Origin of the sequence: Marinobacter gudaonensis, from assembly GCF_900115175.1 — a bacterium.
Lineage (GTDB): Bacteria > Pseudomonadota > Gammaproteobacteria > Pseudomonadales > Oleiphilaceae > Marinobacter > Marinobacter gudaonensis.
In genome coordinates this window covers 204,243-216,553 of the sequence record NZ_FOYV01000001.1, presented here as the reverse complement: position 1 = coordinate 216,553, position 12,311 = coordinate 204,243, and the positions used below count along the sequence as shown (strand labels likewise).

Below are 12,311 nucleotides of genomic sequence, written 5' to 3'. Positions count from 1 at the left end.
ATGGCCGATAAACGGCTATAGAAACCTGTTTACGGAGACAGTCCATGTCCATATTCGTCAGCGAACCGGGCCGACCGGTCGGAACCCGGCTTCCGGAAGCCTTTCGGGCCAGGCGCGTCGGTGACGTGACAGAGCTGACGGAATCCCATGCCATCAACCCTGGCCGCAGCGAAGCCACCGATGCCGAGTTCCAGGCAGCAGCCAATGCGGGCCGCTACCGAGCCCTGCAGGAGTATGGCGCCGCAGCCGCCGGAGAGCGCCGGGAACAGCGCCCGTATCTGCCAGTCTCGGAGATTGCCTCACCCGCTCTCTACCGCCTGCCAGCAACGGCAACCATTTCCGAGGCCCTGTCAGTCATGGATGAACATCAGGTTCACCATCTTGTCATTACCGCTGACGAGAATGTGGCGGGCCTGATCGACCTGCGTTGGCTCCTGGCGTGGCTGCACGAAAACCAGGGCGATGCCATGAGCCAGACCTTTGTTCATATCGAGCTGCCGGCCTTTCTCACCGCCTCCCCGGAAACCGACGCCCATCAATTGGCCAGGCTGATGCTGGCACATCAGTTGAACGCCGCCCTGGTTGTTGATGAACGGGGTGTCGCCTCTGGTATCGTAACCAGCACAGATTACCTGCGTCTGTATGCCAACGCCGGCCGCCACGAGGGCACTGTTTAGGGCAAGGGCGTCAGCAACTGCCCCTCCGGGCTGAACACCAGCAAGCGCCAATCACTACCCAGCCGGGCCAGCGTTACGATTTCATCATCCCGATAGGTTTGCACGGCCAGGAATCCGGAATTGTCTGCTGCCAGCTGATAACGCCAGTTTCGGAAAGCAGCGCTGCCAGTATTGGTATTCGTGGCCACCGGCAGGCGGGCAATGATCGCCTGTTTCTGGCCGGAAGTGGCTGCCTGGCTGGCGAAATCGCCGTCCGAGTTCCCGGCAACCACCAGATCGCCATCGAATCCGGCCAATGCCCGCAGTTGCTCCGTTGCCGTGTCATTGTCATCGTTCAGCGAGAACGCCTGTCGCACCTGCCCGATGGTGGAGTAACCCAGCAGGAATCCGGCATCGCTGCTGGCCTGTTCACGGGTCAGTTCCGGGTCGCCCTCGTCAGGGTTCGAGACCCCATAGAGGCCGGTGCTGCTGCCGGTCAGCCAGAGCAGATTGCCGAACAGCAGGCCATCAGAGACTGGTTCATCGGCGTCTGACCCCACCTGATACACGTTCAGATTGCCGCTGCCACTCTGGGTGTTGTAGAAGAAAGCATCAATGCCACCAATTACCGGAGCGCCGCCCACGGAGCCGGACGCGGAGCCGAACAGCAAGGGGGTCACCGTCTCAGTGCTGCCACCCGCCACCTGGTCGTTGTTACCTGAGCCGGCCTGACGGGTCCAGGCCACCACCGGCACCTGGGAATTGCCATCCAGTTCTGTATCAATTCGTTGAAGGAAACTGTCTACACCGCCGGCTGCGGTCTGGCCTTCAAAGGTGCCATCGGTTTCGCCCGCCAGCACCACATAACCGCCCTCCTCGTCGATACCCGCCCATCGCACATGGTCATTTCCCGACGTGCCGGTCCGTGTTGTCCAGGTTTCGACGTATTCGCCGCCGTTACTAGCGCTGTCGTACCAGTAGAGCGAGGTTACCGCATCCACTGCTCCCTGTTGGCTGGTGCCGGCAACCGGTTGGTCGGTGCTGTAGGACACAATGAATTCGAACCGGTCGACTTTGGTATCGCCCTCCGAGACCTTCCGCCGCACCGTACTGATAACCGCAGCCGGCTCAACCAGGCTGTCGCCGGCAGATGACACAGCAACCTGCTGAAGCTGGCTGCCGCGCTGATCGTAGATCCGTACCTGCACCCGGTCGTTGTCCTGGCTATCGTACCCTGCCACGAAACTTCGGCCGTTATGCCCCATGGCGAAATCCGTGGCCACAAAGCCGTCGCCATTGTTCAGCACCAGTGGCGACGTCAGCTGATTCAGGCTTATGCGAATCAGGTTCTCGGACTGGGCCCGGGCGTAATCCTCCCGCCCGGCCTGGTAATCGCTGTTGATGCCCAACAGGATAAACCGGTCAACAAAGTCGGGGTTCGAGTAACTGCCCTCAGGCACGCGAATCCGGAACGGCACCTCGTTGGTCCCCTCCGGAAACACCAGTTCATCGTTTTCCACCCAGTTACTGCCTTCCCGCCGCTCGATAACGAATTCCGAGCTCAGGCGGGCGGAGGAATCTTCCGTGTCGGTCAGTTTGGCGTAAATGGTCCGGTCCCGTTCACCACTCAGTCTGGCCACGTATTCACGGACACCACCCACGTTCAGGGCATCCCGTACCCCACCGTTGACCGTTTCCAGGGCCAGCGATGGCTCGTTATCCTCAATCGAGAGATTGATATCGATACCCTCGTTGGAGCTGCCCAGACCGGCCAGCCCGGAGCGCACCTCGGTCAGGGCCAGTTCGAGGGACTCTGCCTGTTCCGGAAAACTATCATCAATCACCTCAAGCGGGATGTAGCATTCAGTAATACCCGGCTCGAGCGTTATCACTCCCCGCGTGTAAAAGCCGTTTTCATCCTGCTCATAAGTTACATAATCGATTTCCCGCTGCTCGGATTCCGCCCGGGGCGGCAGGCTGCCGCTGCCCAACCCGACAATATCCTTACCCGGAATGGCATCACCCAGGTTGGCCGCGCTGTGGTCACAGTTCTGGTGCGGCGGGTTGAAGCCCTGTTCGCAGTTGGTGGCGTCGTATTCCGAGCGAAGCTCAAAGGCGATGGCCACCCGGGTAACCGAGGGCTTGTCCAGCAGCACCTTGGCATACACTCGCCGTGTGGTGGCGGTAACATCCTGAGTGCCCGATACCGAGCCGTCATCGTTGTAGAGATTGATGGTAAAGGTGTGCTCGCCTTTCGTTGACAGGTCGGGGAGCGTGCAGTGGTTCTGGCTGCTGGCGCTGGAAGATCCACTCTCGCCTTCCTTGAACGCCTCCACTTCAAGCGACACCAGGTTCTGTTTGACATCGATATCGAACGGCTGGGTGCCGAAGCTGGAGCCATCGGTGGTTACCAGGTTGATCCCGGTGGTCTTGCCGAGATCCGCCTCTCCTCGGCTGCCCCCGGTGAGCCCGGGAACTCCTCGCATGATAATGCCCTGACGGGCCTTGTTACTGGTGTCTTCCAGGGCCAGCCAGGACGGGGCGTTGGTGAGCGAATAATCGAGAATGCCTTCGCCCCCGTAGGCGCCGAAATTGTAGTAGTACTCAACGCCAAGGTAAGCAGATGTGGGCGGCACGCCCAGGATGGTGGGCTGGTCGGGATCTTTCTCTGTTTTACATCCGGCAAGCCCCACCACGATGAGGAAAGCAACGGCAATACGGTGAACAGGAGACATGCGAGGGGAGAGATCGGCGCCCATGAAGAAATCCGTTTACGTTGTTGTTATGGCGGCGACCGCCCCACGGAAACCGGGCGGTTTACACACCGTTACAGAACAACGCCATGGTAGCCAATTTGCTCCGCAGTGGATCTGCGCGAGTTCTCAGATTCGGTCAGCTTGCCCCGGAACCGTATTTCTCCAGCAGTTCCAGCAGCCCGGCCTCATCCAGGACCGGAACCTCCAGCTGTTCCGCCTTGGTGAGCTTGGATCCGGCCGCCTCACCGGCCACCACGCAGGCGGTCTTCTTCGAGACACTGCCCGACACTTTCGCGCCCAGAGCCTCAAGCTTCTCCTTCGCCTGGTCCCTGGTCATCGCCGAGAGCGTACCAGTCAGCACCCAGGTTTGACCGGTCAAGGGGCGTTCGCCCTGGCGGATCTCCTCTTCCTGCCACGCCACCCCGGCATCGCGCAGGGCATCCAGGGTTTCCCGGTTATGTGGCTGCTCGAAAAAGCTGCGGATATGGCCCGCCACAATGGGGCCAACGTCCGGCACGGTCTGCAGGGTCTCTTCGTCGGCTTCGGCGATGGCCTCCAGGGTGCCGAAATGGGCCGCCAGCCCTTTTGCGGTGGCCTCGCCGACCTCACGTATGCCAAGGGCGTACAAAAAACGCCAGAGCACAGGCCGCCGTGACTGATCGATGGCATTGACCAGGTTGGCGGCGGATTTCTCGCCCATGCGGTCCAGCTTCACCAGGTCATCGATGGTCAGGTGGTACAGGTCGGCCACCGTCTTGACCATGCCCTGATCCACCATGATGTCGATCCACTTGTCCCCCAGACCCTCGATGTCCAGGGCTTTGCGGGAAGCATAATGGCGAATGGCCTCCTTGCGCTGGGCCGGACAGAACAGGCCGCCGGAACAGCGCGCAACGGCTTCGCCTTCAATCTGGACCACATCGGATTCACACACTGGGCATTGGGCCGGCAGTTCAACCGTGCGCGCATTGGCAGGACGTTTTTCCGGCACTACCTTGACCACCTGAGGGATAACATCCCCGGCGCGCCGGATAAACACGGTATCGCCGATGTGCACATCGAGTCTTCGAATCTCGTCCATGTTGTGCAGGGTGGCGTTGCTTACAGTGACACCGCCCACAAACACCGGCTTGAGCCGCGCCACCGGCGTCACCGCCCCGGTGCGGCCAACCTGGAACTCCACATCCTCGATAACGGTCAGCTCTTCCTGGGCCGGAAATTTCTGGGCGATGGCCCAGCGCGGCGCCCGGGAAACAAAGCCGAGGGCCTGCTGTTGATCAAGCCGGTTCACCTTGAAAACGATGCCGTCGATTTCGTAAGGCAATTCATCGCGCTTGGCCATCAGCTCGTTATAAGCCTCGAGGCACTCCTCAACGCCCCGGGCCCGACGCATTTCCGGATTGATTCGAAAGCCCCAGCCCTTCACTCTTTGCAGACCATCCCATTGGGTATCCGGCAGCAGGCTTTCATCGGTGACTGCCATACTGTAGGCGCACATTTCCAACGGCCGCCTGGCGGTGACCGTGGATTTTTTCTGGCGCAAGCTGCCCGCAGCGGCATTACGCGGGTTCACAAAGGTTTTCTCTCCGCGCTCCGCGAGCGTTCGATTGAGCTGCTCGAAACCGCTTCGGGGCATGTAGACCTCGCCCCGGACTTCCACCAAATCGGGCACCTTGTCGCCGCGAAGGGTCAGGGGTACCGAGGGAATGGTGCGAATGTTCGCGGTAATGTCCTCACCGCTGTACCCGTCGCCGCGGGTGGCGGCTCGGGTGAGCTGACCTTTTTCGTAATGCAGGCTTACCGCCAGCCCGTCGAGCTTGGGCTCGCAGACGTATTCGATGTCTTCCGTTACGCCGAGCCGCTCCCGGACCCGTCGATCGAAGTCTCTCAACTCGTCCTCACTGAACGCGTTGTCCAGAGACAGCATCGGCAGGCGATGCACCACTTCCTCGAAGCTGGTTTCCGCAGAACTGCCGACACGCCGGGTGGGCGAATTGTCCGACGCCAACTCAGGGTGGTCCCGCTCAAGGTTCTGCAACTCACGAAACAGGCGGTCGTACTCTGCATCGGGTATGCGCGGATCATCCAACACGTAGTAACGGTAGTTGTGGTCGTCGATGGCAGACCGGAGTTCCTCAACACGCTGGATGACGTCTGGCGTGGCTTTGCTCATTGGCTGGCGTTCTCGCTTCTCAGAAAAATGCCCGGTGCGGACCGGGCATCTATACGTTTCTGGTGTTCATCAGGGTTTGCCCGGGCTCACGCCTTCTTGGAGCGCTGCTTGCGTTCGAATTCCCGGATCCTCTGGCGACAGTGCTCTATGGTCTGGGGTGTCATCACACTGCGGCGCTCGTCCTTTAGCTCACCACCAAGGTTGCGAACCACGCACTGGGCCGTCTCGAGCATAAAATCAAACGCCTGCATCGCGTTCGACGGCCCTGGCAGGCTCATGAAGAAACTGATGCCAGGCGTTGCCATGGCAGGCATATCCTCGGGCTTGAAGGTGCCCGGCTCCACTGCATTGGCAACGCTGAACTGCACCGGGCTGGTGGTATCCGCCTGTTCGTGCCGATGGTAGATGTCCATGTCCCCGTGCTCCAGACCGCAAGCCTCGAACAGCTTTTTCAGGGCCAGACCCTTGAATTCTTCCCCTTTACGGGCGAGGACGTTGATCACGACCACTTCCCTGGCCTCGGGACGATTGGCCCCCGCCAGCGGCTGCCCCCTTTCACGGCGCGAGGGCGCTCGCCTTGCGGTATCTTCTTCTACTTCCGTGGTTACCGTTGGTGGTACCGCCTCCGCTTCGGGCTCAGGTGCCGCTTTGCGGGCTTGGGGCGCGGCAGTTCCGCCACCGGACCCCACAACCCTGGGCTCACCGACGATACCTTCATCGCCCTCGACGTCGTCCCCCGTATCGCTCCTGCGAGCAGTCTCAGCAGCATCGTCAACAGAACTCTCCACCGCCCCCCAACCGGATTCTGGCTCGGTGTCGTCGGGCTCCCGGCTCGTCAGCGGATAGTCCGGTACATCATCGCTCTGATCGCCTGGTTCGGACGACAGCCCGGATTCTTGGGGTTTCCCCGCCGGCGCAGTGACAGGACGCGTGGGTTTGGGCTTGGGAGCACCAAACCGGCTGGATTTTTCCCGTTTCACATAACCCCGCTCTTCGAGTGTATCCCGGGAAATCGTGCGGGCACCGCCGTTTGGAAGTTCAGGGTTGTATTCATCATCCAGTGGCGAATCTTCCAGGTCGTCGGCGCCCATGCCCGACGAAATCGCCATGGATTCCTTACGGGCACGACGCATGCGGCGCAGTCCGTCCAAAACAATGCCGATGATAAGCAGGGTACCGATGGCAATTAACCATTCCCTAAGTGACATAGTGCTGCTGTCCTGTTTGCAGATCCCGTAACGTTGCTACTCTAAGAAAAGCCCGTAATGAATACAACGCACACCGGGCCTTGATGGCGTTATTGTCATGGTTGGCGCGCCAGTGACCAGCCTTATGCTTCCGCCAGCGCTGCCGCCTCGTCCACATCCACCGAGACCAGCCTGGAACACCCGGGCTCATGCATGGTGACGCCCATCAGCTGGTCGGCCATCTCCATGGCAATCTTGTTGTGGGTAATGTAGATGAACTGCACCTGTTTGGACATCTCCTTGACCATATTGGCGTAACGGCCAACGTTGGCGTCGTCCAGCGGCGCATCCACCTCGTCCAGCATACAGAAAGGCGCGGGGTTCAGCTGGAAGATCGAGAATACCAGGGCGATGGCGGTCAGAGCTTTCTCGCCGCCCGATAGCAGGTGGATGGTGCTGTTCTTCTTGCCCGGGGGACGCGCCATGATGGCAACCCCGGTTTCCAGAAGATCCTCGCCGGTCAATTCCAGGTAGGCATTGCCACCACCGAACACTTTTGGAAACAGCGCCTGTAGGCCGCCATTCACCTGGTCAAAGGTTTCCTTGAAGCGCTGTCGAGTCTCGCGATCGATCTTGCGAATGGCGTTATCGAGGGTTTCCAGCGCCTCCATCAGATCTTCGTGCTGCTCATCGAGGTAGGTCTTGCGCTCGCTCTGCACCTGGTACTCTTCGATGGCGGCCAGGTTGATGGCGCCGAGACGCTGGATCCGGCTACCAATGCGCTCCAGCTCCTCGGCCCAGTCTTTCTCGTTGGCGCCCTCGGGCAACTGCTCCAGCACATCCTGCAGTCTGACATCCAGCTCCTTGAGCTGATCGATGTGGTTGCCGGAACGGATTTCCAGGGCCTGGGATTCCATCTTCAGTTTTTCCAGGCGCGAACGGACGTCCTGGATCTGATGGTCGGTACGGCTCCGACCCTGCTCTTTCTCCCGGACTTCCCGGTCAGTGTCCTCCAGGGCGTCCCGGGCGGCGGACAGTTTTTCTTCTTCGGCAAGGCGACGGTCCAGCAACCCCTCCAGCTGCATCTGCAGGTCTTCGATAGGCTCCTCGGCGCTCTCGCGGGACTCCCGCAAAATCTCCAGGCGCTCATCGATCCGTTCTTTCTGGAGCTGCATGCGGTCGATGGTCTGTCTCAGGCCATCACGCTGGCTGTTCAGGGACTGCAGTTGCAGTTGCAACTGATGGGCATGGTCTCGATCGTGGCGGGCCTCCTGGCGCAAGCGGTCCAGGTTTTCCCGAAGACCATCACGCTGCTCCAGCAACCGCTCCTTTTCCTCATCGCTGTCTTCACTCGCCGCCAGCGCCTGCTGCCATTCCTCACGGGCGTCCTGCAGGCTCTCCTTCTGGCCAGAAACGCTGTCGTCCACATCCGACAGATCTTCCCGGATGCGCTGCAGCCGGGCGTCAATTTGTTCCGCCCTCGCCTTCAGGCCACTGACCCGGGACGTCAGGGTGCTCAGCTCCCGATCGCACTCACCGAGGCGGGCCTGAGCGTCGTCACGGGCCGCTTCGGAGCGTTCTGCGCGCTCCTGAAGGTCTTCCAGGCGCCCGGTTGCCGACTCCAGGGCTTCTTCCGCCTGGCTCAGCTGCTCGGACAGCCCGGCGACTTTTTTCTGGCGCTCGATCACGCCCACCTGGCCGGCATCGGAATCCGGCATCAACACCCAGTCGGCGGACATCCAGACACCGTCAGGCGTGATGACACTCTCGCCGGGCTGGAACGTCGATCGGATACCAAGTGCCTCTGACAGGGTTTCCACGGCGCGGATACCGGAGAGCAGACCCGCCAGCGCCGGCACACCAGAGACCTTTTCCGCCAGGCCTCCAGAACCACGACCAGAAGACGACCCACCGCCAACCAACGCCAGGCCCCGGGGCGCTTCCTCAAGCGAGGAGGCAAGCGAATTCAGGTCCGGCAGGCAAAGCCCCTGGGTAAAACGCCCAATGACCTGCTCCACGGCAAATTCCCAGCCGTCCTCAATGTCGAGCTCACTGGCCACTCGGGGGCTGTCGCTCAGGGCGTGTCGGGACAGCCAACCTTGCAACACATCGTCACCGGCACCCATCTGTTCGTCCAGCAACGCCTGTTGGGACTCCAGGGAGGCCCTCAGGCTCTGCACCCGCTGGCGTTCCTCGGCGACTGCCTGCTCGGCTTCCTTCTGGTTCTGCCGGGCCTCGTAAAGCTCATCCTGGATGGTTGCAATACGCTCGGCCGCTTCCTCCCGCTGCAACTCCAGGGTCTCCTGCTGCTCCAGCAGGCCCTCCAGCTCGGCACGATCCATCTGGCCTTCCAGTAGCTCCTGCTCATCCCGGAGCTTGCGCTGGCGAGCCAACAGCTGTTCTATTGCATCCTCCAGCGAACGAATGCGTGACTGGGCCAGTTCCGCCTGACGTCTCGCATCCGAGGAGCGGGCACTGAACTCCTCCCACCGGTGCTGCCAGTCACTCATGGCATCTTCGGCGTGCTGAAGCTTCTCTCCGGACTCCTCGGAGCGGATGGCTAGCGCTTCCTGTTCAGGCTCCATCATGTCGAGCTCTTCCTGGATGCCGGCCAGCTTCTCTTCGTCCTGTTCCAGCTCCCGGGACAGCTCTCTCTGGTTGGCCAGGGCCTGGTCGAGCTCGGCCGCCATCTGTCGGCTGCGCTCACGCTGGTGTTCCAGGCTCTGTTCAATACGGGCAATGTCGGCACCGGCCTCGTAGTAACGGGCCTGGGCACGGTTGAAATGCTCGGTGCGGTCCTGGTGACTTTCCCTGAGGGACTCCAGGGAGGTCTCCAGGCTCACCCGCTCGGTAAGCAACTTTTCCAGTTCCAGCTCGGTGTCGCGGATCTTGCCCCGCCAGGCCTGGAGGTCGTTGTCCAGGGATTGCCACCGCAGGACGGTGAGTTCGGCTTTTTTCTGGCGCTCGTCCTGCTTGTAGGCCTTGTATTTTTCCGCTGCCGCAGCCTGACGCTCAAGGTGCTGAAGCTGCCGATGCAATTCTTCTCGCAGATCGGTCAGGCGTTCCAGGTTTTCCTGGGTCCGGCGGATGCGGTTCTCGGTTTCCCGACGACGTTCCTTGTATTTTGAAATGCCGGCCGCTTCCTCGATGTAAATGCGCAGTTCCTCCGGCTTGGCCTCAATCAACCGGGAAATCATGCCCTGTTCGATAATGGCGTAGCTACGCGGCCCCAGACCGGTGCCCAGGAACAAGTCGGTGATGTCCCGGCGACGGCACTTGGAACCGTTCAGGAAATACTCGGACTGCCCCTCACGGGAGACCCGCCGACGCACGGAAATTTCATTGAACCGGACAAACTCACCCGGGGCCGAGCCATCGCTGTTATCGAACACCAGTTCAATCGACGCCTGCCCAACTGGCTTGCGGGCACTGGAGCCGTTGAAAATGACGTCGGTCATGGACTCGCCCCGCAGGTACTTGGCGGAACTCTCGCCCATGACCCAGCGCACGGCGTCGATGATATTGGACTTGCCACAGCCGTTGGGGCCCACAACAGCTGTCATGTTGGAGGGAAAAGGCACCGTGGTGGGATCAACGAAGGATTTGAACCCCGACAGCTTGATGGACTTGAGCCGCATCTCAGGCGCCCTCTTCCTGATGGAGAATGGTCAGTACCTGCTGGCGCTGGTGCTCGCCGAATGCCCGGATCACGGCCTCAAGCCGGCCAATGTCATCGCTGACGGCGGCCTCTGCAAGCTGCCGGAAAAAGGTGGCGGTTTCGCCGATCTCGTCGCGGAAGTTCTCCAGGGCCACAAAGTACGTGCGGCTGATGGCGGGGCGAAAGTTCTCCAGGGTCTCTTCCAGGAAAGGGTTTTCCACCAGTCCGTAGGCGTAGCGCATCACGCCGAAGCCGGCATCAATCACCTGTTCGGCGGCATCGGCACCCGGAGCATTCAGGGCATCAATCACCGCCTGCACCTCCCGAACCTGTCCCATGACGCCGCCCAGTTCACTCCCGGAACGACGCTCCAGAACTTTTCTGCCGAGCATGCACAGCAACTCGATGTAGATGTCATAGAGGCTGTTGACGCTGTCCACCGTCAGGCTGGAGACCACTGCGCCGCGCCGGGGGAATATCTCGATCAGGTGCCGGCGCTCCAGAATCAGCAGGGCTTCGCGCACGGAGCCTCGGCTAACGTTCAGTTCGCCGGCTACCTTGAGTTCCTGAATACGCTCACCGGGCTTGAGATCCCGCGTAATGATTCGCTGCCCAAGATGCTGGGCAATCTGTTCGGACAGACTTTCCGGGGCCTGAAACCTCATAGAATGGATCGCTCGCTTCTGCAGACGGCACAATTGCAAACGCAGGAGTTTACCACAGGGTTCCGGCAGCCCCATCCCCTTGCAGGACATTTTGCCAGCGGTTTATCAAACCGCGGCAATCCCATGCCGTGTTTTTGACGCTTCGCTCCCCTAACCGCGACTAAATCCAGAACTCACATCAGGTTCTAACCCTATCACATTGGTTTTAATGTAATTTAAATTATCGGCACAGTTTCTGCTTTTCCAGAGTTCAACGCCTTGTTACAGCCTCGACAGAGGGAGCACTTTGAAACACATTCCATCAATCCAAGAGCGCAGCTCCCAGCCCCTGAAACTGGCCGCACTGCGTCAGGCACATCAGGACTGGAACACCACATCGGATGTGCTCACTCGGCTCACCCGCAGGTTGGCTACCACCCTGTCCCTGGAGGAACAGCTGGCCATACTTGCCGAGGAACTCAATGAGATCGTGCCCTTTGGCACGATGAATTACCGGCACCGTATCGGTTACCAGGACTTTGTTTACGCAACCGGCATGGGCGGGCCCCATCGTTGCGAGTACCGCCTGGCGCTTGAAGGAGTAAGCTACGGCACTCTGGTTCTGCAGAGGCGCCACCGGTTCACCGAGCAGGAACTCGAGGGCATTGAGATTCTTCTGGGCGCCGCCATTTGCCCGATTCGAAATGCCTGCAAGTATGCGGCAATCGAACAGGCATCGCTGACCGACTCCCTGACCGGTGTTCCTAACAAGAGGGCCCTGGATGACGCGCTCAGGCAGGCCGGGCAGTTGTCAGAGCGCCACGGCCAGCCCTACTCACTGATTTTGTGCGATCTGGACCATTTCAAGTCGGTCAACGACACCCACGGCCACGTGGTGGGCGACCATCTGCTGCAGGTGGCTGCCACAGAACTCGAGCGCTCGGTGCGAACGTCTGACAGCGTTTACCGTTTTGGAGGTGAGGAATTTGCCATCCTGTTGCCACACACCGATGATCTGGCGGCACGGGAAGTGGCGGAGAGAATACGGGAAGCCATCGCCACGATTCGGGTAGATACCGGCGAGAAAGAACTCCAGGTTACCACCAGTTGCGGCGTGGCAACCTGCCTGTCCGGAGAGTCTACCCAAGCCTGGGTGGCACGGGCGGATGCCGCCCTGTACCAGGCCAAAAGACACGGCCGGAACTGCACCCGCCTGTTTGCCAGTATTTCCTGACCG

7 protein-coding genes are annotated in these 12,311 nt (G+C 60.5%); 2 read left to right on the top strand and 5 right to left on the bottom strand.

What is annotated here, in order from left to right:
- The first annotated feature begins 44 nt into the window (after positions 1–44).
- Entirely contained in the window at positions 45–677 is a 633-nt protein-coding gene (locus BM344_RS01030; protein ID WP_091985005.1) for a CBS domain-containing protein, read from the top strand.
- Here the strand turns inward: BM344_RS01030 and BM344_RS01025 are convergent.
- From BM344_RS01025 to BM344_RS01005, 5 genes are all read right to left on the bottom strand, one after another.
- Positions 674–3,415: a hypothetical protein gene (locus tag BM344_RS01025; RefSeq protein ID WP_091985002.1), complete on the bottom strand. Its 2,742-nt coding sequence runs from the start codon at positions 3,413–3,415 to the stop codon at positions 674–676. The two genes, BM344_RS01030 and BM344_RS01025, sit on opposite strands and share 4 nt — an antisense overlap.
- Before the next feature lie 133 nt (positions 3,416–3,548).
- The gene (gene ligA, locus BM344_RS01020; protein WP_091985001.1) at positions 3,549–5,585 is read right to left on the bottom strand and encodes an NAD-dependent DNA ligase LigA; all 2,037 of its coding nucleotides are present in this window, start codon (positions 5,583–5,585) and stop codon (positions 3,549–3,551) included.
- A gap of 86 nt (positions 5,586–5,671) precedes the next feature.
- Positions 5,672–6,793 (bottom strand): cell division protein ZipA, encoded by a 1,122-nt coding sequence (gene zipA, locus BM344_RS01015; RefSeq protein WP_091984998.1) that lies wholly within the window; start codon positions 6,791–6,793, stop codon positions 5,672–5,674.
- 122 nt (positions 6,794–6,915) lie between these two features.
- Positions 6,916–10,410: a chromosome segregation protein SMC gene (gene smc / locus BM344_RS01010; RefSeq protein WP_091984996.1), complete on the bottom strand. Its 3,495-nt coding sequence runs from the start codon at positions 10,408–10,410 to the stop codon at positions 6,916–6,918.
- 1 nt (position 10,411) lies between these two features.
- Complete coding sequence (locus BM344_RS01005) at positions 10,412–11,095, bottom strand: GntR family transcriptional regulator (protein ID WP_091984993.1); 684 nt, start codon at positions 11,093–11,095, stop codon at positions 10,412–10,414.
- Positions 11,096–11,381: 286 nt separating this feature from the next.
- Here BM344_RS01005 and BM344_RS01000 point away from each other — a divergent pair, with 286 nt between their 5' ends.
- Entirely contained in the window at positions 11,382–12,308 is a 927-nt protein-coding gene (locus BM344_RS01000) for a GGDEF domain-containing protein (protein ID WP_091984990.1), read from the top strand.
- The last annotated feature ends 3 nt before the right edge of the window (positions 12,309–12,311 follow it).